General features: G+C 60.6%; 23 protein-coding genes and 1 pseudogene. 8 read left to right on the plus strand and 16 right to left on the minus strand.

Translation table 11 applies throughout. From position 1 onward, the window contains the following. Window positions 1-751: 751 nt before the first annotated feature. The gene (locus RCAS_RS05935; RefSeq protein ID WP_041330288.1) at window positions 752-3,760 is read right to left on the minus strand and encodes a hypothetical protein; all 3,009 of its coding nucleotides are present in this window, start codon (window positions 3,758-3,760) and stop codon (window positions 752-754) included. Between the two features lie 223 nt (window positions 3,761-3,983). Further along, a complete protein-coding gene (locus tag RCAS_RS05940) occupies window positions 3,984-4,757 on the minus strand; it encodes an MBL fold metallo-hydrolase (RefSeq protein WP_012119689.1) in 774 nt (257 codons plus the stop codon). A gap of 367 nt (window positions 4,758-5,124) precedes the next feature. On the opposite strand from RCAS_RS05940, the gene RCAS_RS05945 reads away from it, so the two are divergent. After that, window positions 5,125-6,102, plus strand: a complete 978-nt coding sequence (locus tag RCAS_RS05945) for a sensor domain-containing diguanylate cyclase (protein WP_012119690.1) — start codon at window positions 5,125-5,127, stop codon at window positions 6,100-6,102. 567 nt (window positions 6,103-6,669) lie between these two features. Then, a complete protein-coding gene (gene larC / locus RCAS_RS05950; protein WP_012119692.1) occupies window positions 6,670-7,857 on the plus strand; it encodes a nickel pincer cofactor biosynthesis protein LarC in 1,188 nt (395 codons plus the stop codon). Between the two features lie 62 nt (window positions 7,858-7,919). Here larC and RCAS_RS05955 read toward each other — a convergent pair whose 3' ends face one another. From RCAS_RS05955 to RCAS_RS05970, 4 genes are all read right to left on the minus strand, one after another. Continuing rightward, on the minus strand, window positions 7,920-8,327 hold the full coding sequence (locus RCAS_RS05955) for a PIN domain-containing protein (protein WP_012119693.1): 408 nt from the start codon (window positions 8,325-8,327) through the stop codon (window positions 7,920-7,922). A gap of 406 nt (window positions 8,328-8,733) precedes the next feature. Next, window positions 8,734-8,946 (minus strand): hypothetical protein, encoded by a 213-nt coding sequence (locus tag RCAS_RS24930; RefSeq protein ID WP_157042565.1) that lies wholly within the window; start codon window positions 8,944-8,946, stop codon window positions 8,734-8,736. A 90-nt stretch (window positions 8,947-9,036) separates the two neighbouring features. Continuing rightward, window positions 9,037-9,270 (minus strand): type II toxin-antitoxin system Phd/YefM family antitoxin, encoded by a 234-nt coding sequence (locus RCAS_RS05965; protein ID WP_012119695.1) that lies wholly within the window; start codon window positions 9,268-9,270, stop codon window positions 9,037-9,039. Further along, window positions 9,267-9,665, minus strand: a complete 399-nt coding sequence (locus RCAS_RS05970) for a type II toxin-antitoxin system VapC family toxin (protein WP_012119696.1) — start codon at window positions 9,663-9,665, stop codon at window positions 9,267-9,269. The genes RCAS_RS05965 and RCAS_RS05970 overlap by 4 nt, the downstream gene beginning before the upstream one ends. A gap of 193 nt (window positions 9,666-9,858) precedes the next feature. Between RCAS_RS05970 and RCAS_RS26165 the strand changes: the two genes are divergently transcribed. Together RCAS_RS26165 and RCAS_RS05975 are read left to right on the plus strand one after the other, a co-directional pair. After that, window positions 9,859-9,990: a prevent-host-death family protein gene (locus tag RCAS_RS26165; RefSeq protein ID WP_012119697.1), complete on the plus strand. Its 132-nt coding sequence runs from the start codon at window positions 9,859-9,861 to the stop codon at window positions 9,988-9,990. A gap of 342 nt (window positions 9,991-10,332) precedes the next feature. Next, a complete protein-coding gene (locus RCAS_RS05975) occupies window positions 10,333-11,277 on the plus strand; it encodes a DNA-methyltransferase (protein WP_012119698.1) in 945 nt (314 codons plus the stop codon). On the opposite strand, the gene RCAS_RS23810 is transcribed toward RCAS_RS05975, so the two are convergent. The 8 genes from RCAS_RS23810 to RCAS_RS06010 form a co-directional block, all read right to left on the minus strand. Next, window positions 11,257-11,916, minus strand: a complete 660-nt coding sequence (locus RCAS_RS23810) for a hypothetical protein (RefSeq protein WP_083760281.1) — start codon at window positions 11,914-11,916, stop codon at window positions 11,257-11,259. The two genes, RCAS_RS05975 and RCAS_RS23810, sit on opposite strands and share 21 nt — an antisense overlap. A gap of 14 nt (window positions 11,917-11,930) precedes the next feature. Further along, window positions 11,931-12,803: a carbohydrate ABC transporter permease gene (locus tag RCAS_RS05980; protein WP_012119699.1), complete on the minus strand. Its 873-nt coding sequence runs from the start codon at window positions 12,801-12,803 to the stop codon at window positions 11,931-11,933. Next, on the minus strand, window positions 12,800-13,792 hold the full coding sequence (locus RCAS_RS05985; protein ID WP_012119700.1) for a carbohydrate ABC transporter permease: 993 nt from the start codon (window positions 13,790-13,792) through the stop codon (window positions 12,800-12,802). Before RCAS_RS05985 ends, RCAS_RS05980 begins: the two co-directional genes overlap by 4 nt. Before the next feature lie 97 nt (window positions 13,793-13,889). Then, entirely contained in the window at window positions 13,890-15,200 is a 1,311-nt protein-coding gene (locus RCAS_RS05990; RefSeq protein WP_041330292.1) for an ABC transporter substrate-binding protein, read from the minus strand. A 499-nt stretch (window positions 15,201-15,699) separates the two neighbouring features. Beyond that, entirely contained in the window at window positions 15,700-16,815 is a 1,116-nt protein-coding gene (locus tag RCAS_RS05995) for a sensor histidine kinase (protein ID WP_232280190.1), read from the minus strand. Beyond that, a complete protein-coding gene (locus RCAS_RS06000; protein ID WP_012119703.1) occupies window positions 16,784-17,473 on the minus strand; it encodes a response regulator transcription factor in 690 nt (229 codons plus the stop codon). The genes RCAS_RS05995 and RCAS_RS06000 overlap by 32 nt, the downstream gene beginning before the upstream one ends. Then, window positions 17,470-17,979 carry a carboxymuconolactone decarboxylase family protein gene (locus RCAS_RS06005; protein ID WP_012119704.1) on the minus strand — a complete coding sequence of 170 codons (510 nt, stop codon included), beginning with the start codon at window positions 17,977-17,979 and terminating at the stop codon, window positions 17,470-17,472. The genes RCAS_RS06000 and RCAS_RS06005 overlap by 4 nt, the downstream gene beginning before the upstream one ends. Before the next feature lie 103 nt (window positions 17,980-18,082). Further along, on the minus strand, window positions 18,083-18,643 hold the full coding sequence (locus RCAS_RS06010; RefSeq protein ID WP_012119705.1) for a class I SAM-dependent methyltransferase: 561 nt from the start codon (window positions 18,641-18,643) through the stop codon (window positions 18,083-18,085). A gap of 132 nt (window positions 18,644-18,775) precedes the next feature. Here RCAS_RS06010 and RCAS_RS06015 point away from each other — a divergent pair, with 132 nt between their 5' ends. From RCAS_RS06015 to RCAS_RS06030, 4 genes and pseudogenes are all read left to right on the plus strand, one after another. Beyond that, window positions 18,776-19,771 (plus strand): radical SAM protein, encoded by a 996-nt coding sequence (locus tag RCAS_RS06015; RefSeq protein ID WP_012119706.1) that lies wholly within the window; start codon window positions 18,776-18,778, stop codon window positions 19,769-19,771. 69 nt (window positions 19,772-19,840) lie between these two features. Beyond that, window positions 19,841-20,077: pseudogene (locus RCAS_RS23815) on the plus strand (metal-sulfur cluster assembly factor); the annotation flags it as partial. Between the two features lie 23 nt (window positions 20,078-20,100). Next, window positions 20,101-20,805: an ATP-binding cassette domain-containing protein gene (locus RCAS_RS06025; protein ID WP_012119708.1), complete on the plus strand. Its 705-nt coding sequence runs from the start codon at window positions 20,101-20,103 to the stop codon at window positions 20,803-20,805. Window positions 20,806-20,813: 8 nt separating this feature from the next. Beyond that, window positions 20,814-21,809, plus strand: a complete 996-nt coding sequence (locus RCAS_RS06030; RefSeq protein WP_012119709.1) for a SufB/SufD family protein — start codon at window positions 20,814-20,816, stop codon at window positions 21,807-21,809. A 211-nt stretch (window positions 21,810-22,020) separates the two neighbouring features. On the opposite strand, the gene RCAS_RS06035 is transcribed toward RCAS_RS06030, so the two are convergent. Continuing rightward, a complete protein-coding gene (locus tag RCAS_RS06035) occupies window positions 22,021-23,778 on the minus strand; it encodes a SulP family inorganic anion transporter (RefSeq protein ID WP_012119710.1) in 1,758 nt (585 codons plus the stop codon). Window positions 23,779-23,798: 20 nt separating this feature from the next. Then, on the minus strand, window positions 23,799-24,296 hold the full coding sequence (locus RCAS_RS06040; RefSeq protein WP_012119711.1) for a beta-lactamase hydrolase domain-containing protein: 498 nt from the start codon (window positions 24,294-24,296) through the stop codon (window positions 23,799-23,801). Between the last annotated feature and the right edge of the window lie 14 nt (window positions 24,297-24,310).

Raw genomic sequence — 24,310 nt, forward strand, 5'->3', positions numbered from 1 at the left:
CACCTCTCGCCTCTCACCTCTCACCTCTCGCCTCTCACCTCACGCCTCTCCACCAATGCGAGATGAATCTCGCGCTACGCCATGGTCGGGCGCCTCACGCCTCTTGCCCCTCGCCTTTTGCCTCTCCACCAATGCGAGATGAATCTCGCGCGACGCCATGGTCGGGACCCGCTCGCCTCACGCCCCTCGCCCCTCGCCTCTCTCGCCTCTCCACCAATGCGAGATAAATCTCGCGCGACGCCATTGCCGGGTCCCGCTCGCCGCTCACCCCGCGTCTCTCCACACATGCGAGATAAATCTCGCGCTACGCCATGGTCGGGCGCCTCACGCCTCTTGCCTCTCGCCTTTTGCCTCTCCACCAATGCGAGATGAATCTCGCGCTACGCCATGGTCGGGCCCCTCACGCCTTTTGCCCCTCGCCCTTCGCCTCACGCCTTTTGCCTCTCCACCAATGCGAGATGAATCTCGCGCTACGCCATGGTCGGGCGCCTCACGCCTCTTGCCCCTCGCCCTTCGCCTCACGCCTTTTGCCTCTCCACCAATGCGAGATGAATCTCGCGCTACGCCATGGTCGGGCCCCTCACGCCTTTTGCCTCTCCACCAATGCGAGATGAATCTCGCGCTACGCCATGGTCGGGCGCCTCACGCCTCTTGCCCCTCGCCTTTTGCCTCTCCACCAATGCGAGATGAATCTCGCGCTACGCCATGGTCGGGCCCCTCTCGCCCCTCCCCTCTCCCCTCTCGCCTCTCTCTACCCAACGAGCCAGGAATCGATGTCATCAAGGGCAGCGGCAACAGTCAGCAACAGTTCGGCGCCGCCGATCAGCGCCAGCGCATCGGCTGCCCATCCGATGCACTGAAGGGTTTCCGTGCGCCCAAGCGGAGCGACGGTCAGAAATGCCTGACCCAGGAGACGATGCGCGCGTTGGACATCCTGCTGTTTAATGATGGCGTGCGCCGTGGCGACGAGCGCGCGCGCGCGCTCCAGCGGGCGCGGGATGAGTCGCGCCACTTCTTCGGCATCGTCGGGCAATCCGTGCGCGGCAAGCGCCTGCGCCGCAGCAAGCAGGTAGCGACTACGCACATCGGGAGGCAACACATCAGCGATACTGACGAAGGCGCGCGCGCGCGCGCCGGATTCGACCAGCGGTTGGGCAATCGCTGCCTGCGCGCGCGCGCGCTCAGTGGGGACAGCGATCTGCTCGGCGCGCGCATGAGCTGCCACTGCGGCGCCGGATCGCGCCCAGGCGATCGCCAGATCGGCTTCGAGCCGCGCCCGTGCTGCATCGTCGCTCATTTGCGCCGCCAACGCGAATGCCTCGCGGTGGCGCCCGTTCGCTGCCAGGATGCGCGCCAGTTCGTCGAGCGCCCAACCGCGTTCGTCCTCATCTGCAATGGTCAGCGCCACGGTCTCAGCCGTTGTATAGTCGCCACGACGCGCCAGAGCGATGGCAGTGCGCGAATGGGCGCGATCTCGCTCTTCGCCTTCGGGCAGCAGCGCCGCCATGCGCATGCCGACCTCGAACTGCCCGCTGGCGGCTTCGGCTGCCGCCAGTGCCGCAATCACCGACGCTCGTTCCTCCCCTTCGACGGCGATTGCTGCGGTGGCAGCTTCATCGAGCGCCTGCGCCGCCACCGGCGGATGGGCGAGCGCCATGTCGATCAGGCAACGGGCGCGGGTTTCGTGGTCATCGATCAGGCGTGCAACTTCGAGTGCCGTCTCCGGCGCCACCTGAACGATCAAAGCGCGCGCTACCTGCGCCAGCGCGCGGTCGCGCAACGCCGGGTTCGGCAGGAGCATCACCCGATCCGCGGCGCGCGGGTTGCCGCGCCGTGCAGCGTCGCACGCCAATTCGGCAGTGACCCATGCCACCGCTGTGGCGGTGCGCAGGGTGTCGAGCACCAGACTGGCGCGCTCGTAATCACCGGCGCGTGCGTGCGCTATCGCTACTTCTGCCATTGCCCAATCGTGATTTCCTGGATGCGCGATGGCATACGCCACCTCTTCGGCGCGACTCAGCCGCCTATGCGCAATCAGCCAGCGCACGACTTCGGTTTCGATCATGCCACGCCGCTCGGCATGCACGATGCGCGTGGTAATGCCCAATGCCGTGTCCGGTGCATCGATGCCGATTGCCGCGCGCGCCAGCGCGACGAGGGTTTCTTCGTGCAGATCGCGCCATTGGCGGGTGGGACCCGGCGCTTCGAGATCAAGCGCCTCCGAAAGCATCCGCATCGCCGGCGCGCGCATACGCAGCGCATAACATACTTCGCCAAGGTTGCGTAATGCCAGTGCTTTGTCACGTCCATCCGGCAACTGGTCGATCATTGCCCGGATGCGCTTCATCGTTGCTTCGCGCGGTTGCCCGTGATCAACGGCAGCGGCGAACACTTCGGCCGGCGCGCGGGGCGGCAGGCTGCGCGCCAGAAAGGCCAGCCCGCCGGTCAGTGCAGCGGCTCGCACCATCTGGAGCGCCGAGTCGTTCTCTACTGCCGCGCGCAGCGCCCACAATCCATCGACGGCGGCATCGCTCAATGTGCCGGTGCGCCGCTCCTGCGCTCGCACCCAGGCGCGCTGGACAACACGACTGATCGCCGCCTGCATTGTGGCGCCGCCAAGCGCGCTATGGCGAGCAAATTCATGGCTCAACGCCGCCTCGTCCTGCCAGCCCGGACGCTCTGGCGCGCCGTTCGACCGGGTGAGAGTCAGTTCGACAAAACGCGCATGAGCAGATGCCAGTCTGTCACCCGACGTCGCTGTGATAAATGCGCGTGTTGCGCGGTGATAGAGCCGAATGCCCGCATCGGTACGCTCAATGAGCGACCCCCAACGCCGCACCAACCGTTGGATGGTCCCTTCGTCGCATCCGGTCAGTGTTGCCGCCAACGATACCGGCAACGGATCGCGTGAAGCGGTGAGGACGCATGCCAGCGCCTGCCCCTGCCCATCCAACCCTTCCCACCAGCGTTGGTGCAGATCGTTCAGTCCGCGCGGAAGGCGTTTCATATCGAGCGTCCGTCCTGCCAGCAACCCGATAACCAGCCGAAGGTAGAGCGGCGATCCCTGGCTGCGTGACGCCAGGAGCGTTGCCAGACGACGATTCCCACTCAGGTGGAAAGCAACGTCTGCCAGCCACGCTTCATCCGCTTCCAGCGCCACGCGATCAACGAAATAGGCGCCAATCGCCGGTTGTTGCGTGTCCGGTGTTGCCGGTAGCACCACCACAACGCCAGGAGGAAGATCGACCGGCAGCGGAGGCGATACTGGCACGTCGGCGTCGCCCGGCATCCGCCCAACGACGACGACCAGCGGATCGTCGGTCGGTCGCTTCTCTGCCGCCTCTGCCAGCAGACGTTCGAGGGTCAGCGCGTCGCGTGAGGCGATAGGCGGAACCAGCGGGATCGGCAGATCGGCGAGCGCCAGGATTTGGGCGCAGAGCGCCGCCAGACCGCCGCCAGCATCATCTTCGGGCAGCCAGAATGCCCAACGACGTGTGGCGGCAAGCCAGCAGATCAGGGCCGTTGCGCCGCTGCCATCGTGACAATCCAGCGCCACGACCCCTCCACCACAGTCGCGCACAGACTGTTCGAGCGCTGTGACCGTCGATGGACGCGGAATGAACGACGCGCAGCGCTCGGCGATACGCTGCATTTGCGCCTCCAGCGCACGCCCGGTCTGTTGGTAGAGATGTGGATGCTCTGCCACTGCCGCGACCGCAGGCGGAAGGGAATCCGAAGGGAAGCGAGCAATTGGTGTCATAGAACGCAGGATTGACGACCGTCAGGGGAGGTCTTATACCAATGACCTGTGACCATCCGGCATGGTCACCCCGAGCAGCGCGAGGGGTCGTGCGCGACCCGCGCAGATTCCGCGCTGCGTTTACCCTGAGCGAAGCGAAGGGTTCGGAATGACCAGCATGCGGCATCGTCAATCGTCATTGGTCTTAGACCTGCCCCAACGAGTTCAGCCTCGTATTAGTCATCTATAGTTTCTTCTGAACCGGCGGCAACGAATACGACGCAAACTCCCGTCCAATGTCAACCTCGCCGGTGAACCCTGCTGCGCGCGTTTCGGCAATGGCGCGGTCGGCGCTCATTGTCCAGCGCGGGCTGTAATGGACGAGGACCAGGCGCGCAACGCCGGCCGCGGCTGCAACTTCACCCGCCTGATACGGCGACGTATGACCTGGAAACGGTTCTGGCGTCGTCGCTTCGTGGATCAAGACGGCAGCGCCGCGCGCCAGGTCGCGCACTGCATCGCATGGCTCAGTATCGGCGGAGTAGACCAGCGCGCGCCGATTGTCGCTGTCGAAGCGCAACGCGAGGCATGGGCGCGAATGAACGGTCGGCGCCGTATGAATGTGATACAGTGCGCCATCGAGCGTAATCTCATCACCTGCCTCGACCGGAATCCACTCGATATCTGGCTGATACGTCTCAAGGTTGAACGCTTCGAGAATGCGCTGTGCTGCTGTAAGCGTCGGCGCATTGCCGTAGATCGGGAGACGCCGATCATACCCCGCAAGTTTCAGCGAAAAGAGTAATCCAGGCAAACCGTTCAGATGGTCGGCGTGAGAATGGGTCAGTATCATCGCCCGCAGATCGCGCGGATTCACGCCGGCGCGCAACAATCGCTGATACGTACTGCCCCCAGCATCGATCAGCACCAGACCATCCGGCGCTTCCCATACCATGTGCGTATAATCGCGGTCGGCATCAGGCACTGCCGTTCCGACGCCCAATAAAATCATGCGCATAACAAGGTTCTCCCTGCGCTCAATGCTCATTTGTCGTCTCTATTGTATCAGAGTCGTCACGATACCTGCATTCTGGCGGCATTCGAGAAGTGCTATACTTCATCAAACGCGCACCGGGAGCGACATTGTCTACAGCGCAGAGGCAGCGTACAGCGTCGTATTCGTTTATCCAATCATGCCAATGACCTGTGAACATCCGGCATGGTCACCCCGAGCAGCGCGAGGGGTCGTGCGCGACCCGCTCAGATTCCTCGCTGCGTTTACCCTGAGCGAAGCGCAGGGCTCGGAATGACACGCATGCGGCATCGTCAATCGTCATTGGTATCACACGCCGAACAGTCGTTCGTTCTCAGCCCGGAGGCAAGCCATGGATGACGCCTTTTACAAACAACTGCTCGATGAGATGCACGACGGGGTGTATTTTGTTGATCGCCATCGTCGGATTCTGTACTGGAACCGGGGCGCCGAACGCCTCTCCGGGTACAGTGCCGATGAGGTGATCGGACGCTTCTGTGGCGACAATCTGCTCCGCCATGTCGATGAATGTGGACGGCGGTTATGCACCGGCATGTGTCCGCTTGCCGCAACCATCCGCGACGGTCAGCCGCGTCAGGCGGAGGTGATCATGCATCACAAACAGGGGCACCGTGTGCCGGTGCTGGTGCGTGTGGCGCCGATTCGGGATAAGAGCGATGCCATTGTCGGCGCTGTCGAAGTCTTCAGCGACAACACTTATCAGAAAGCAGCGCTCGAAGAAATTGAACGCCTGCGCGAACTGGCGTTGCTCGATCCACTGACCGGTATCGGCAATCGGCGCTTCATCGAAAGCAACACCCATAGTCGGCTCGAAGAGTTGCGGCGCTATGGCTGGCCCTTTGGGGTCATTCTGGCTGATATTGACCATTTCAAAGCGATCAACGACACCTTCGGGCATCTGGTTGGCGACGATGTGTTGAAAATGGTCGCGCACACCCTGGCGCACAATGTGCGCGCCTTCGACGCAGTAGGGCGATGGGGCGGTGAGGAATTTGCCATCGTCGCCCAGAATGTCAGCGCCGGTATGCTGCTCGTCCTCGCCGAACGCCTGCGCGCGCTGGTCGAACAATCCACCCTATTCATCGGCGCCAGGAATGTCCACGTGACTATTTCGCTCGGTGCGGCGATCGCGCATCCGGATGACACGCCGCTCGGTCTTCTTGATCGCGCGGATCATCTTCTGTACCAGAGCAAACAGAACGGACGCAACTGCGTTTCGTCGGAGGCGGCGCCGTCGTCCGTCGTTGGGGCGCAAAAAGATGTGGCGCGCATGGCGCCGACGGCGCACAAAGAGGTGTGTTCACGCTGAAACCATTTGTGCAGTTCCCAAAGAGACCGGCGTCGGCACTGCTCTGGACATCGCATCTGACACTGCGGGATGCGCAACGCAACGCGCTGGCGCAGCGGTCAAAGCAGGCGCCCAACGCCTTTTGGTCCTTGCTCTCTGTGCTTGGCGGGTTGCCCGGGTGTGCGTCGGTTTCGCTCTCATCTCCTGCCTTCCCTGCTGCGGGAGGAACAACGGTCTCCCTTCCGGTGGAAGGAGACGTGGGAGGGGGGCAGGATTCGGCCTGATAATGAGAGAAAAACCCTGATCGGTAGCGCCGGACATTCGTATGCACCGCGCGACATGGCGCGGCATGGATCGATGAGCCGGTCTATTCCCTACCGGTTTGTTCTAAGGGCGGACCGAACACCCGCGCGCACACCGGCACGCCCACCGTGGGACGGACCCGCGCGCGTGGTGCCGGTCTACCCGCTCCCGCGCGCGGGAGCGGAGCGGGGGGTGAGGGGAAAACGCCATGCATGCCCGCTATGCTCATGCGTGCTATCCGCCCTTGAAATCGGTTCGCAAGGGGATGCCCTGTGAGGAGCACACATGCCACGTGTCATCTACTTCGACTGTTTTTCCGGCATCAGCGGCGATATGGCGCTTGGCGCATTGCTGGACGCCGGATTGTCGCTTGATGCGCTTCGTGAGGCGTTGCGGCGCCTCAATGTCGATGGATGGGACCTGAACGCCATGCGCGAGGTGCGCGGTCCACTCGCCGGCACGCGCGCCCACGTCATTGCGCCAGAGGGTCATGTCCATCGCACCCTCGACGACATCCGTGCCATCATCAGCACTTCATCCCTACCGGCGGCGGTGATCGAACGCAGCATGCGCATCTTCGCCATCCTCGCCGAAGCGGAAGCACAGGTGCATGGCACAACCGTCGATCGCATCCATTTCCACGAAGTTGGTGCGCTCGACGCGATTGTGGACATCGTTGGCGTCGCAGCCGGTCTTGATCTGCTTGGCGTCGAGCAGGTCTTTGCTTCACCGTTGCCGCTTGGCGCCGGATGGGTCCGCAGCGCACACGGTCCCCTGCCCATTCCCTCCCCCGCCACGCTTGCGATCCTGGCGTCGGTTGGCGCGCCAATCACTCCTGATGAAACGCCGTTCGAGTTGACAACGCCGACCGGCGCGGCGATCCTGGCAGCGTTGGCGACCTTTCGCCGTCCGTCAATGCGTCTGTGCGCCATCGGCTATGGCTTCGGCGCGCGCCAGATGGAACGCCCGAACGCGCTGCGCGTCTGGCTTGGTGATCCTGATGAGGAGGAAGACGCCTCCCGGCAGCGCGGTCTGGTGCTGCTGGAAACGAATATCGACGATCAGCCAGCGGAACAGATTGCGTATGCGACAGATGTTCTGCGTGCCGCCGGCGCGCTCGATGTCTGGTGTACGCCAATCCTGATGAAGAAGGGGCGTCCTGGCGTTCAACTCTCCGCGCTTGTCACCGCCGACCTGGAAGACACGGCGGTGAGCCTGCTCATGTGCGAAACGACAACCTTGGGGGTGCGGCGGCGTACCGTTGAGCGCCACGTATGCGACCGTGACATCGTTGAGATTGCGACCCCGTTGGGCGTGGCGCGAGTCAAACGGAAACGGTGGCGCGGCGAACTGATCGGCGCCGCGCCGGAGTACGAAGACTGCGCCCGGATCGCGCGCGAGCACGGCGTGCCGTTGGCAGCAGTGTATCAGATGGTGATGGGGCGGTTGGAGAATGGAGCGACGAAGTGTTGAGGTCGCACCGGGACCTTATCTGCGCAGCCGGGTTTCTATCTGGAAATCCGCAGCAAACGGATTCACGAAACGAACTCCTTCTGTGATCTGTTCCGGGTTGAAATCCTTGCTAAGACAACGGAGATCTGGTTCAGGCGGGCAGTAGCCCAGATCTGAGCGTTCCAAAAGCTGAACCGGTGATCACGTACCCCACGCGCAGCTTCCAGAACGATCATACCCGTTATCTCCAAGATGGTCCAACTCTGGAGATAGTTGGTGATTCCGATCACAGGCATCCGGTACAGGAAGGGGAGTGGCGATCTTCGCGTTACGGCAACAAAGAACTCAGAAAACACCTGCGTGCTGAACACGCCAGCGTTGCTCATGGAGAGACGGTCCAGAACTTCGAAGGCGCGTTGTTGTCGTTCAGGATCGGAGCGATCATAAGCATAGACCAGAACATTCGTGTCCACCAGCACTCTGGCGCTCATGCAGTTCCTCCCGTCGCCAGATGCTCCTGCCAGGCGCAGGACCGTGTTCCATCAAACGCGGGATAAACGCGCTCTCCTTCTCCCAGGCTGCCAGATCGCGCCGGGGAACAAGCGATAGATGAACATGCTGCTCAATGGCTCGACGGATGATCTCGGCTTCGGTCAATCCTTGCTCTTGTGCCCGTTGTTTGAGAAGCATCTCTTGATGAGGCTCAAGGTACACCTGTTTACGAACTTTCGTCGCTATGCCTCCTTCGTGCTGCCATTCCTAATCCCATACATACATCACATGATACATCATCGTAGTCACGCAAGGCGCCCTCCAGGCGTTCACGTCCTTGCTCGGCGACCCACTCCAGGAACAAGAGATCAACGGGACCTGCGGCAATCACCCGCCCGCGATGCGTCATAACCCCGGCGCTGTGCGGGCATTGATCACCGGTGGCGCGATCAACAGCCGCACCCTCCCATCCGCCAGTCGGGAGCGTCTGGCGCCGCCGTACTCGCTGCTGCGCGCCCAGAAGCCAGCCCACGACGGCAGAACGATCTCGCTTGCCCAGAAGTAATCCTCCCAGGTCAACCGCGGGAATGGCGGATAGTCAAGAGTCCCTGGCAGCACGATCACCTCAACGTTTTTTGAACGGCATCAGCCGCAGAAGAGCGCCTGGCAGACGTGTGATTACGAACGATTGCCTTGGCGTCCTGGGCGTTATGGGTCGTAGCGTCGGCGTCCTTCTCGAATACTGATAAGAATCTCATCGCGGTCAATTGCCTGGGCGGGCGTAATCCCGGCAATGTCGAGCGGCGATGTGGTCGGCTGTTCTGGCATCACCACGAAACTCTGTCCGTCACGACGCTGGATGCGAACCGCCCCATCGCGTCGAGCTTGTTCGAGAAGCGCTGCGAAGTTTTGTCGCGCCTCTGAATAGGTGTAGCTTTTCATGGGAGAACCTCCAGAGTTGTTACGCCAGCCGCCTCCGCTGCCGACTTGAGACCATTATCAATCGTGATGAGCGGTGCAGAGTGGATGCGAGCGCACGAAATCATATAGGCATCATAAGCGTAGATGGAAAATTGTGCGACCAGCGTCATCGCATCGTCGAGCGATACGTCAAGCAATCGAACGGGAATCTTACGATATTCGACGACTGCCTGGCGCACTTCGTCGAGTGTTAATCGTTTGCGCTTGAGCATAGCGGAGAACGCATTGCCAATCTCCCAGTGCAATGACGCTGGCGCAATCAATTCGGCCCCGACGGTGAGCCGAATAAGAGCGGATTTGCCCGGCTCATTCAGCACGACGGCGAGAATCACAGATGTATCAACGACGATAACCATACGTCCTTGACTACATGTACAATTGTACAATAGTATACCTGGTAGCGAACTCGTTGGCAAGCAGACACAGTGAGGAAAGAGGGTTCTCAATCCCTATGCAGCCACGCTGCTCAACTGCGTGACGTTTGACAGCACATAAGTTTCATTCTACAATCTGGCTCAACAGGATAATAGAGCCAATCGAGGAGGCGAGATGGCGACAAAAACAATCGCTGCAACGATGGCGCAGAACAATTCTGGTGGTGTGCTCGATGATGTCATCCAGAACGACTTGCGCTACGTTATCAAGCGTCGTAGCCTGCCACAGGCGATATTGCTCATATGAATGCGCGGTCATTCGTGCAATACTGCCGTGGCGCTGCGGGCGAAAGCCCTCGCTGAGGACGCGGTTCGACGGTGCTCACCGCAAGTGAAAGCCCCGCTGGGGCTACTGATGACGATGCGTGGTCATAACGCCCCGACTGACGCTGTGCGTTGACCGTTGTGCCTTGAACAATGAACACGCGAACGTCGTATCTGACTGACCGCACGTTTGTATCAGTTTATCCGATTTTGAACGACTGCTGGCGGCGAGCGACGAGGAACGATCAGCAGTCACGCGAATGCTCACGGAGATCAGCCTGACGTATACATTTGGCGAGACGATTTGATGATCAGGTGACATCGTATGACCGCTGATGACCTCAAACAGACCTATGCGTTCGACTATGAGTCGAGCGCTTTCACGCGATCGCTGGCGATCCACGCTGATTGTTATGAATGGATGCGGCAGGCGCCTGCTGAAAGCATTCACGCGATTGTCACTGATCCGCCTTACGGAGTTAAGGAATACGACCCCGATCAGCTGGAAAAACGCTCAAATGGTCACGGAGGCGTCTGGCGCATCCCACCATCGTTTGACGGTCACAACCGGTCGCCACTGCCACGGTTTACGGCGCTCAACCCCAGGGAACGAGCGCGCATTCAGGAATACTTTTACGAATGGGCGCGTCTGACCCTGCGGCTTCTCCGCCCCGGCGCCCATGTTTTTCTTGCATCAAATGTATTTCTCTCGCAAATCGTCTTTGCCGCCCTTACCGATGCCGGGCTTGAGTTTCGCGGGCAGGTCATCCGGCTCGTCCGAACGCTCCGCGGCGGTGATCGTCCAAAGAATGCGGAAGAGGAGTTTCCAGATGTCTGCTCGATGCCGCGCGGGTGTTATGAGCCATGGGGCATCTTCCGCAAGCCGGTTCCCAAAGATATGACGGTTGGCGCGTGTCTCAGAACGTTTCAGACCGGCGGATTGCGGCGTAAACCGGATGGCAATCCGTTTGAAGACGTGATCGAGAGCGAACGCACACCGCAAAAGGAACGTTCAATTGCAAACCATCCAAGCCTGAAACCGCAATCGTTTCTGCGTCAGATTGTGTATGCCTCCCTGCCCCTTGGCAAAGGCATCGTTCTTGACCCCTTCATGGGCGCCGGTTCCACCCTGGCTGCTGCGGAAGCGGTCGGGTACACGGCGATTGGCATTGAGAAGAACAGAGAATACTATGCGATGAGTCTGCGGGCTGTTCCTGCGCTTTCGCTTTCAGGGACGAAAGAATCCCGGTTATCTCTTAAGCTCGCCTGAGTCTTTGTACACCCAGTTATCTTTCATTTTATCCGCACCGCTTTTCGTTACGCTGGCTGTGATCGTTCGTCTACTGGATACCGAACGACCAGAAAAAAACCAATCACTTTTTTCCAGTTTAGCGGCGTAGACGCCTGTAAAACGAAAAGGACGAGGCTCATACTCTTCCTTATTTCTTTCGTTGAGAGTGTTGCTATTGAAGCAGAATACCATAAGCCACACAGCCTCTGGATTATGTCCCTGCCAACCAGACGCGTATCGTGATGCTTTTACCTCAACTCCTTCTTGCGCGTATTGGACTGAATCTGCGGGAAACTTACCGAATGAGATCAAGTCCGGATGTCCGTTGTGATGTCGGTTCTTCACCACCCCACGACAATACTCTGGAATCCTGGCGGTAATGAAATCTCCAACCATTCCGCTGAATGTAGCGGGCATGAGAAATAGTTCGAGACGAAGCATTCCCCTTGCGCAAAACTGGGAATTGATGAGATCCAGGAAATTGACAAAGTCTTTCATTGCTTGATGCACATGCTGTGCGATCAAACCATAAGGAAGGTTGCACGTATGGTTGAAACATTCCGGGCGAACAGGTGCAGGTGTACAGGCGCTGAGTTCCTTATCAGCAGTGTTCTTCATATCGGTATAGCCTTCTACCCCTTCAGCGACCCGGCCAGCAGCCCGCGCAGGAAGTATTTCCCCAGGAAAATGTAGACCAGCAGCGGCGGCAGCGCCACCAGCAGCGCCCCGGCCATCTGCACATTCCACTGCGTGAACTGGCTCCCCGACAGGTTCTGCAATGCCACGGTCACCGGGCGCAACTGCGGGTCATTGGTAATGATCAGCCCGAACAGGAACTCGTTCCAGATCGAGGTGAATTGCCAGATCGCCACGACCACAAAACCAGGTGCGGAGAGCGGCAGCATCACATGGCGGTAGATACCGAAGAAATCGGCGCCATCGATCTTCCCGGCTTCTACGAGTTCGTTCGGCACGGTCGCGTAGTAGTTGCGGAAAATCAGGGTTGTGATCGGAATGCCGTAGACCACATGCACCAGGATCAGGCCGGGAATCGTCGCGTACAGGCGCATCTCGCGCAGTATTTCGACCAGCGGCACCAGGACGCTCTGGTAGGGAATGAACATACCGAAGAGAATCAGAGTAAAGAGCGTTTCTGAGCCGGGGAAGCGCCATTTCGATAGCACATAGCCGTTGAGCGACCCCAGAATGCACGAGATGACCGTCGCCGGAACCACCAGTTGCACGCTGTTCCAGAAACTGCCGCGCATCCCAATGACCCCTTCGCCGCCGTTCCAGGCGCGGTTGAAACTTTCGAGCGAAAAACTCGTCGGCAGGTCCCACATCCGGCTGAGGCTCACCTGATCGAAACTTTTGAAACTGGTGATCAGCAGCAGATAGACCGGGAGCAGAAAGAAGAGCAGAAACGTGGTCATGACGCCGTAAATGACCAGGCGTGACCAGCGGAGGCGTCGTCGCCCGAATGCAGGCGTGGCAATGCTGCTCATCGTTCCACCTCTGTTCGACGGTTATAGATCAGATACGGCACCACCAGCACGGCGACGACGACCAGCATCACCATTGCCACCGCTGCGCCTTCGGCGAACTTGTTGGCTTTGAAGGTGATTTCGTACATATACAACCCGGGCACCTCGGTATTGTTGCCGGGCGCGCCACCGGTCATCGTGACGATCAGGTCGAAAATCTTCAGCGAAATATGCCCCAGAATAATAACGGCGCTCAATGTAATCGGCTGAAGCATCGGCAGCGTAATAGTGCGAAACACCTGCCACTCAGTCGCACCATCGACCCGTGCCGCTTCTTTGATTTCTTCTGGAATGCCGCGCAAACCCGCCAGATACATCGCCATCACAAACCCCGACATCTGCCAGACTGCCGCAACAACAACCGGAATCATCGCCATTGGGATGCCAATCCGGGTGCGTAATCCTTCGATGCGCCATCCCGGCACAATGTTCGTATCGGTCGTCCATGCCGCCTGGAGAAAACCAAAGCCCGACTGCTTGAACAGCAGGTTGATCCCGGTCGGATCAGTGGGCCAGTTGCCCGGTGCAAACAACCATTGCCAGACAACGCCGGTTACGATGAACGAGAGCGCCATCGGGAAGATGTAGACCGAGCGAAAGAACCCCTCGAAGCGCACCCGTGCATCGACGAGCACCGCGAGTAACAGCCCGATCACCAGGCAAGACGCCAGAAAGAAGACCGTAAAGACGATCAGGTTGCGGATATTCGTCTGGAATCGCGCGGTGCTGAAGATCGTCAGGTAATTGTCGAACCCGACGAACGACGTGGATATTGCCAGTCCACGCCAGTCGGTCATGGAAATGTAGGCGGTCCAACCGATGAAACCATAGACGAAGACGGCGATTGCCAGCGCCGATGGGGCGATCATCAACAGTGCAACCGCCCGATCCCGGTTCATCCAGCGCACTCGACGGGCGGGATGTGCGCTGAGCGTCTTTGCCTGTCGCATGCGTGCTCCTTTGCGGATAGACGTGAAGAGAGGTTGAGACGTAGCATGCTACGTCTCAACAACGTCCCTCCGTATGTAATTTCCTGACGTTTCGACGTTACTTCAGGTCTTTCGCAGCATCCTGCAACGCCTCGACGACCGCATCAACGTCGAGGTCGCTGGCGAAGACGTTCAGGGCATTGCCGTACTCGGTCATATACGCTTCAGGAGCAGCCGCGCCGTGAACAACGCTCGGCGCCAGTTTCTCGCTGCCGAAGGCTTTGATCGAGTACTGGAGATACTCGTCGTACAGGCTCACATTCGCATCGGTGCGCGCCGGGATCGACCCTTTCTTCGGGTTGAAGGCGTCCTGCCCCTCACGCGAGCCGCAGAGCGCCAGCCATGCCTTCGCCTGCTCCGGGTTCGGCGCGCCCTTCGCCAGACCAAAACTGTCCGACAGCCACATGAAGACGCCGTCGTTGCCCGGCGCTGCGGCATAGCCATAGTCAACACCGACTTTCGCGCCCTTGCTGATGAAGTAGCCATGCGCCCAGTCGCCCATAATGGTCATGGCCGCCTTGCCGTCGAGCACGAGTTGTGCGGCATCCGCCCATCCCAGCGACGAGCGGTCGCTGTTGGAGTACTCCAACATTCGTTTCGCAATCTCGGCTGCCTGGCGAACACGCGGATCGCTCCAGTCGGCGCCGGGCTGGAACAGTTTCGCGTAATCGTCCGGTCCAAAGACCGCCAGAAGCACGCTCTCGAACAGGTGCGGCGTCTCGAACTTGTCTTTGCCGCCGACTGCGAGCGGAATGATGCCTTTCGCCTGAAGCGCCTCAGCCACTGTGAAGAAGTCGTCGATAGTCTTGGGCGGGGTCAGACCGTTCTCCTGGAAAATCTTGATGTTGTACCAGAGAACGTTCGATCGGTGGATATTGACCGGCACCGACCAGATTTCACCGTTGTAGGTGATCTGTTCGAGCAGTTTCGGCGGCATGACCTTGTCGAAGCCCTGCTCCTTGAAGAACTGCGTCAGCGGTTCCATCTGACCGGCATCGACATATGCCGTCAATTCCTTGCCAGCATGCACCTGCCAGCTATCCGGCGGTTGCCCACCCTGAAGGCGAGTCTTCAGTACGGTCTTGGCATTCGTGCCAGCGCCCCCGGCGACAGTGGCATTCACAATTTCGATGCCAGGATTCTGCTGCTTGTAGATGTCGAACATGGCGTTCAGCCCATCGGCTTCGCCGCCATTTGTCCACCAACTGAAGATTTCGAGTTTACCGCCGCCGGTCGGCGCCGGTGCGGTCGTTGGTTGCGCCGGGGCGGCAGTGGGCTGAGTTGTCGCCGGTGCGCCGCCACAGGCAGCCAGCACGAGCGCGAGAATCGAAAAGACGCCGAACAGTTTCAACCACTTTGTCGTGAACATAGCTTCCCTGCCTTTCGGATTGTGAAGATGGTCATGCGGAGAATGACACATCACCATGATTCTGGCGCTCACCCCTTCGGAGCATGCACCTCCTGGTTCGGTTTAGAGATACGAATGAGAAGAGTATAGCACAAATCACGGTCAGTTCCGTGGCGGTCCGTTCCATCGGTGCAAATCGGTGTCCCCCTCACGACAGCGGAGCACCCGGACGCCCACCGGTGGAGACGGATGCTCATGGGTTATACCAATGACCTGTGACCATCCGGCATGGTCATCCCGAGCAGCGCGAGGGGTCTTGCGCGACTCGCTGAGATTCCTCGCTGCGCTTGGAATGCCAAGTCGCTGCGCTCGGAATGCCAAGTCGCTGCGCTCGGAATGCCAAGTCGCTGCGCTCGGAATAACACGCATGCGGCATCTTCAATCGTCATTGGTATTGGTTGCGTGCCATCCCGACCAGGTCCGTGGCGATCCGTTGTGTCCGCGTGAATCCGTGTCCCCCTCACGAACTATGGCGCTTGCCCCTTTCATTATCGCCGCGCGGCAGGGTCAGGGTAAAGACGCTTCCCTGACCAATGCCAGGGCTGGTAGCCGTGATCTCGCCCCCCATCGCCCGCGCCAGGTGACGCGCAATCGTCAGCCCGATCCCGCTGCCGCCGCTCGCCCGGCTGCGCGATGGATCGACGCGGTAGAAACGCTCGAACAGGTAGGGCAGCGCTTCCGCCGGAATGCCGATGCCAGTATCTTCTACGGCAACCTGAACGTGTTCCACCTCGCTGCGCACCCGGAGCGTGATGCATCCGTCCTCCGGTGTGTAGCGAATGGCGTTGCCCACCAGATTGACCAGCACCTGCGCCGTTCGATCCGGATCGGCATATGCCAGCACTGCTCTGTCGGGCGCTTCGACGGCTATCTCCAGGCACTGCTCGATGAGTTGTGGTCGCAGTTGAGCAACAATACGCTGCACCAGCGCCACGAGATCGAAGACCTGCGATTGAAGCGGCATCTGACCCGCCTCGACCCGTGAGAGGTGCTGCAAGTCATCGACCAGTCGCCGTAGACGCCGCACTTCGTGCTGCATAGCACTGATTGTTTCGGGATCGCCCGGCAACACGCCATCGAGCAATCCTTCAAGGTACCCTTCGAGACCGGCAAGCGGTGTGCGCAACTCATGCGCCACATTGCCGATCAGGGTCACGCGTTGCTGTTCGACCTGCGCCAACGCTTCCGCCATCTGATTGAAACTCTGCGCCACATCGCGCAGTTCATCGCTCAACGGCACAGTTACCCGTTCATCGTAATGACCGCTGGCAATCCGGCGACTGCTGACCGCCAGCTGGCGCAACGGACGCAGAATCTCGCGCACCAACAGCAGGCTTGCGCCAAGACCGACCAGTGCCGATGCCAGGGCGGCCACGATCAGCGCCTGGAGCACCGCTTCTTCAAAAACGGGCAACAGTGCGGGATCAACCGTGCGCGCCGCCACGATGTCGGCCGTTACAATCAGCGTCACAACGCCAACCAGCACAACGAGCATCTGTGCAGCGATGATACGCCAGCGAAGTTGCCGCCACAGCCCCATGCGCTTATACCGCTTCATCGATGAACTTGTATCCAACGCCACGCACCGTCTGGATGAGCGAAACACCGGCGACCGCTTCCAGTTTGCGGCGCACCTGCCCAACGTACACATCCACCACACGGTCGGTGCCGTAAAAATCGTTTCCCCACACCAGATCGAGGATCTGTTCACGGCTCAACACTCTGCCGTGACGCCGCGCCAGCGCCAAAAGCACGTCGAACTCGGTCGTTGTCAGATCGATTGTCTGATCGCCAACAGTGACCTCGCGCCGGTCCGGGTCGATCTGCATGTGCGCAAAGCGTAAGGTAGAATTCACTGCTGGGGTTGTGGATCGGCGACGACGCAGGATCGCTTCGACTCGCGCCACCAGTTCGCGTGGGCTGAACGGTTTGATGACATAGTCGTCGGCGCCAATGCGCAGCCCGGCGACCCGGTCGCTCTCCTCACTGCGTGCTGTGAGCATAACGATGAACACATCTGAGTCCTGCCGCAGCCGTGCGGCGACTTCCATCCCGTCCATCCCTGGCAGATTCAGGTCGAGAATGACCAGATCGGGGCACTCGTGGCGCGCCAGTTCCACTCCTTCGGGTCCACTGTCCGCCAGCAGCACGCGAAACCCCGCCTGTTCGAGGTAGGCGCGCGCAACGGTGCGGATGCTGGCTTCATCTTCGATAATCAGGATGGTCGCATTCATACCAGGCGCCGGTCGTCATCGGTCAAACCGAGGCGTCCACCAGAAAGGCGGAAGAGGATGTAATCAAACGTGTTGCCCAGCAGATTTCCAACCCGGATCATCCGCAACACCGCCTCGATTGCGTCGGCGCGGAGCACGCCATACTCGCAAGAGAGGCGCTCGCGCGCTGTCGGGTCTGGCGCTGCATCGGTTTCCGCCCAGTGCTGCGCATATGCCAGCGCTGGCGCTTCGTCTGGCGGGCAGTCGCTGAATGTCTGGTCAAGAATCCGGGCAATCTCGGCATTCGTCACACCAACCGCCAACGCTATGCGGGTATGCGCGAACGAACAGTAGCGACAACGATTGACGGCAGTAACGGCGAGCATCAGGCGCTCGCGGAATGCCGGCGAGAGCATGGTGCGCGCCTGCCGCAACCGGGTGCGATGCCGGAACAGCCAGGCGGCATCTGCCAGAAACTGACTTAGACTGGCATAATATCGACGTGGAAACGGAGATGTGCGTCTCATTGGTTCTTTCCAAAAAGCCTGGCGGAGATGAGCCGAAATCTTTCCTGGCGAGAGGAGCCAGGGGAGCAGACAACCACGAACTCATCAGCCCGCACGAAAGCGGTTATTTATCGGCAACAATCCATGCTGAGAAGCGATCCCGGTCTGCAATATGTGCGTGCAACCCCTGCGCGGTCAGCATGTCGCACACGACCTCCGGCGTCAAGAAGGTGCTTCCCATCAACGCCATGCGTTCCGCCAGCGCCACCAGTTTGACCGCCGGGCGATGGATATCCGGCTCTTCGATCACCAGCCTGCCGCCGGGTGCGAGCACCCGCGCCAGTTCGCGCGCTGCGGCGGGCTGATCGCAGAAGTGGTGCAGCGCATCGACCACCAGAATGCGACTGAAGAAGCCATCGGCAAAAGGCAGTCGCTGCACTTGCGCCCGCACCGCGTGCAACGTCTGTTTATCGCGCGCATGTTGCAACATACGCAGCGACAGATCGCCGACGATCAGACCGCCGACGAACGGGCGCAGGGTCGCGGCGACGCGCCCGGTGCCACCGCCAGCGTCGAGCAGCCATCCATCGGTCGGAAGACGCAACAATGTCTTCAGGCGCGTCGGCTCAGGCGGAGCGATCACTCGCTCGTACACTGGCGCCAGAATGTCGAAATGATCGAACATACTCCACCTGTTTTGTTGCAGTGATGCAACCCCGGACAACCCATGTCTCCCCCAAATAATGTGACGACGCGATCTAGCATGAGGGAAAGACGAATTAAGTATACCGGATGATGAGGAGGACGGACGAGCGATATGGCGTGCGTTTTTGGTCCCATTCCGTCGCGACGGCTCGGACGATCGCTCGGTATCGATCCTGTGCCGTTGAAAACCTGCAACTGGAACTGCGTCTACTGCCAGTTGGGACGAACACGCCCGCTGACCAATGAGCGTCGCGTGTATGTGCCGTTGCCTGTGCTGCTGAACGAGGTCGATCAGGCGCTCGCAGCTCGCGCGCCCGGCGAGATCGATTGGGTGACGATTGTCGGATCGGGTGAGCCGACATTGCACAGTGAGATCGGCGACCTCATCCGCGCTATTAAGGTCCGAACGACGATAGCGGTGGCGGTGATTACCAACGGTGCGCTCCTCTACCTGCCTGATGTGCGGGGCGCACTCTGCGCTGCCGATGCTGTTCTGCCAACCTTCTCGGCGGGTTCGGCGGCAGTCTATCGCGCACTGCACCGTCCGCATCCAGAGACCACGTTCGAGCGTCTGTTAGAGGGATTGATCGCCTTCCGCGCCGGTTATCGCGGGAAATTATGGGTCGAGGTCATGCTGGTGCGCGGCGTCAACGACAGCGAGGAGGCGTTGCGCGACATCGCTGCGGCGTTGCAGCGCGTTCAGCCCGACCGGATCGACATCACGCTGCCAGAGCGTCCACCGGCCGAACCCTGGGTCGAACCGCCCGACGCCGAAGGGTTGATGCGTGCAACCGCGATCCTTGGCGCAGCGGCACACATAGTCCATCCGGCGGAAGGAAGTTTCGACCTGCGCGGGTATGCCTCTCCTGTCGAAGCAATCCTCGCCATCATTGCGCGTCATCCGATGCGCGTTGAGGAACTGGAGCGTGCAGTGGCTCGTTGGGCGCCGGATCAGGTGCGCCAGGCGCTGCAAACTCTCGAGTCAAGCGGCGCCGCACAGGTGATCGAACGCTACGGCACGCGCTTCTGGTGTGCGGCGGACGCCTTTTATCCCTCGACCGCCTCCGCACCACGAAAGGCGGTGACGACATCCTATGGTTGCCGGTAATCCGCAGGAAACTGCGCTGGAAGCCGCTGTATGGGAGGCTATGCAGCGCGTGATTGACCCGAACTCGGCGTCAGTCTGGTCGATCTTGGTCTGATTCAGTCGGTCACGGTCGCCGATGGGCGGGCGCTTATCGAATTGGCGCTGACGACGCCGCTCTGTCCGCTGGCCGGTGTGCTCGAATACGAGATTCGCGCAGCGGCGCTGGATGTGCCCGGCATCCAGGAAGCGGAAGTGCGTCTGGTCGATGCGCTATGGACGCCGCCAGCCGCAGCGCCGTGGCGGCGCTGGCTCGACGAGACGACCTGAACGGTCGGGGAAGGACGTGGGCAATGCCGTCTGGTGATGTTCTGCTCGACGTACAGAGCGTTGCCCTCTTCCGCGAGGGGCGCACCATTCTGCACGACATCAACCTCAGTGTGCTGGCGGGTGAGATCCACGCCCTGCTCGGCGTCAACGGCAGCGGGAAGTCGAGCCTGGCATACGTCATCATGGGGTGCGAAGACTATCATCCCGATGCAGGGCGCATTCTGTTTGCAGGGCGCGACATCAGCGATCTGCCCATGCACGAGCGCGCCCGCATGGGGTTGACGCTCGCCTGGCAGGAACCGGCGCGCTTCGATGGCTTGCCGATTGGCGACTATCTGACGCTGGGCAGACCGGCGATCAGCCGGGATGAATTGTGGGAAGCGTTGCACGCTGTGGCATTGGACCCGGCAACCTATCTGCCGCGCGCCCTGGATCGTACCCTGAGCGGCGGCGAGCGCAAGCGGATCGAACCGGCGGCAGTGTACGCCATGCGTCCACGTCTCGCTATTCTGGACGAACCGGACTCTGGCGTCGATGTGTTGAGCTTCAGCGATATTCAACAACTGGTGCGACGCATGGCGCGTTCAGGATGTGCGGTGCTGCTCATTACCCACCGCAACGATATGGCATCAATCGCCGATCGCGCATCGGTGATGAATGCCGGGACGATCATCATAACCGGCGCTGCCGAAGAAGCGCGGCGAGTTTACACCGCAAGGCGCGGATGAGGTGTGCGATGAAAGCGCAACAGATGCCGATCATGACCATGCCGCATAACGACCCGGCATGGGCGCGTGAGTATGAAGCAATCCTGCAAGCATACGAACAGGCGGGCGGACCAATTGCTGCATTGCGATCCGGTCGCGTTGCGGCGCTGGTCGTCAGCGCCAATCGTGTGCTTGGCGCTATCACAGTGCTGGGGGTGACGATCAACGCCGAACCGCTGCCGGATGGCGTTCGGGCGCAGATTATGGTTGCGCCAGGGGTGCGGTTGGAGCGCCCGATGCACCTCTGTTTCGGCATGATCGCGGAAACCGGTGTGCAGCGGATTGTTGCCGATTATGAGATCGGCGTCGGTGCGCAGGTTGAGTTTCTGGCGCACTGCACCTTTCCCAACGCCCGCGATCTGCGGCACATCATGGACGCCACTGTGCGCATCAGTGAAGATGCTCATATGAACTACACTGAAGCGCACTACCACGGACCGCACGGCGGCGTGGTCGTCGAAGCGCGCGCTGGCGTGGCTATCGGTGCAGGAGGGCGCTATTTCAGCACGTTCAGCCTGGTGCACGGGCGCGTCGGTCGGTTGCTGATCGACTACATCGCCGATGTAGCCGCGTCCGGCGTCGCCGACCTGACCTCAATGGTGTACGGCGTCGATGACGATGACATCGAGGTGCGCGAGGTGGTGCGTCTCAACGGAGAGAAGGCGCGCGGGTTGGCGAAGACCCGTATCGCCGTGCGCGATCGCGCCCGCAGCCGGGTATTCACCACTGCTGAAGGCAATGCCCCTGGAACGCGGGGGCACATGGACTGCGCCGAGATCGTGCGGGGCGATGCTGTGGCAGCAAACATACCGACCATCATTGTCCGCAGCGACGAAGCGCACGTCACCCACGAAGCGGCGATTGGCTCGGTCAACCGCAAGGAACTCGAAACCCTGATGGCGCGCGGGCTTGACGAAGATACCGCGGTGGATGTGATTATTCGGGGGATGTTAGGGAGATTGTGAGCGGCTTTTGGCGCCGATGACCGTCACCTGGCTGGCAGCGCGCGGGAACGCCCGGCAGGGGGTGGTTGGCGGCGGTGGCGGTCATCAAGCGGGGGTTGGGGCAACCGGAGGAAACGCCCGGCGGCGGGGTAGAATGGCGCAGACAAAGGCAGGGCGTGCCTGGTTGCGGGTCGCAGGAGCGTCAGGTCTCAGACCTGACGCTCCTGCGAATTCAAACACACTCCAGCGCCCGCATTGCCTGATGCGTGCTCAGGTAGACTCGTTCGGCGCCAAGGTGATCAATAAAGCCGGCGCGTTGCAGTTGATCCATCACCGGTCCCTTGATGTCCGCCAGGTGCAACGCGACCCCGGCGGCGCGCAATTCGCGGAGCAGCGATTCCAGCGTTTCCATTGCGCTGGCGTCGATGAAATTGATCGCCGAGCCAATCAGCACCAGATGCTTCACTTCTGGTCGTTCAGCGACGATGCGCAGGAGCGCGTCTTCCAGGTAGCGCGTATTGGCAAAGTAGAGGCTTTCATCAACGCGCACTGCTACGACGTGCGGGCAGGTCTGCACCTGATGGCGCAGCACATTGCGGAAATGCTCGCTTTGACCAACCCGCCCAACGATGGCGATGTGTGGTCGGCTGGTGCGCCAGAGGAAGAGCAGAATGGCAAAGACTACCCCCGCCAGAATGCCAGCCTCGATGCCGAACAACAGCACGACGGCGAATGTCACTCCCCACGTCACTGCGTCGGTGCGGTTCATGCGCCAGATGCGCAGCGCTTCACCCGGTTTGAACAGGCTCAACACCGCAACGATAACCGTTGCTGCCAGCACTGCCTGTGGCAGGTAGTAGAACAACGGGGTGAACCAGAGCACAATTATGCCAATGCTCGCTGCCGTCACCAGCGATGCCAGACCGGTCACGGCGCCCGCCTGATCGTTGACCACCGAGCGGGCAAAGCCGCCGGTGACGGGATAGCCACCGGTGACGCTGGCTGTCAGATTGGCAGCGCCGAGCGCCACCAACTCCTGATCGGCGTTGATCGCCTTGCGGCGCTTGCTCGCTAGCGCCTTGGCGACTGCGATCGACTCGACAACGCTGATGAAGACGATCGTCATTGCTGTGGGCAGAAGCGCCTGTGCGTCGGCAGCGCTCCATGTTGGCAGGGTGAACGGCGCAAATCCTTGAGGAATGGCGCCAACCACCCGCACCCCGGCAGTCTCGTTCAACCGCCAGAACCACGACACCAGAATGCCGAGCAGCACCGTCACCAGCGGCGCACCGCTGACGATCAGGGTCACAGCGGCGGCGGGCAGGCGCGTGCGCTGCTGCAAGAGCGGCTTCAACTGCGAACGAAACAGGATGAGTAAGGCAATGCTGATCGCGCCGATCGCCAGGGTCGCCGGGTTCGTCTGGTTCACACCGGCAACCGCGTTCAGAACAATCTCATGGACATGTTCGCCTTCGATCCGGTAGCCAAGCAGATACTTCAGTTGCCCGGCAGCGATGATCAACGCCGACGCAGAGGTGAACCCCGCCAGCACCGGGTGCGACACAAAGTTCATCACAAAGCCCAGACGCAGCAACCCCAGCAGCAGTTTGACCAGCCCCACGATAAACGCCAGCAACAACACCAATTCCAGATAGCGCGAACTCCCCGGCTCGGCGAGGGCGCTGACGCCGGCAAAGACCGCCAGCGACGTGATGGCGACCGGACCGACCGACAGTTGCCCGGAGGTGCCGAGCAATGCGTAGATCGCCAGCGGCGCAACCGATGCATATAACCCGACCTGTGGCGACAAACCGGCAAGCTGGGCATACGCCATGCTCTGCGGAATGAGCATGATTGCCGTCACCAGACCGGCGACCAGGTCGTTTGGGAGATCAGACCGGCGATAGTGGAGCAGCCAGTCGAGAAACGGAAAATAACGCCGGAGACCCTGACCGGTCAGCGGCGTTTTAAGCGACGAAGAGACAGCCATACAGGTTCCGCTGTTGCGCCTCACCGATTGGAAGCGGCGGCGGCGCGCTCAAAATAATCATCCGTACAGAACGCGAAGGTTTCCATTGCATCGTCATCATAGCCAGCCGCGCGCAATGTCGCTTCCGCCTGTTCGCGGCTCCAACCATCGTACACGATCCGATCAAGAAGCCACATCAGTGCCACACGCGTTGCTGAACGGCAGTGAAGGAACACACGCCCCTGCTCTGCCGCGAGAGTCTGATGATACTGCTCCAGATGCTCCGGTTCCAACTCGTAGACCGGTAACGGCAGGTGAATATATCGCAACCCGGCGGCCTCGGCGCTGCGCTGCTGAGTTGTGGCGCGTTCCGGGTCGGATCGCATATTGATCACGACCGCGAACCCTTCCGCTGCCAGCGCTGCCCAGTCTTCCGGCTGCGGCTGCCCGGCAAGCGTCAGGCGCTCGTCAATATCGTAACGAACAAGATCAGCCTTTTGCGCGACTGCCAGTTCGACAGTATTTGTGCATGGTTTCATGGACATCGATCCTT

The organism is Roseiflexus castenholzii DSM 13941 (assembly GCF_000017805.1).
GTDB lineage: Bacteria > Chloroflexota > Chloroflexia > Chloroflexales > Roseiflexaceae > Roseiflexus > Roseiflexus castenholzii.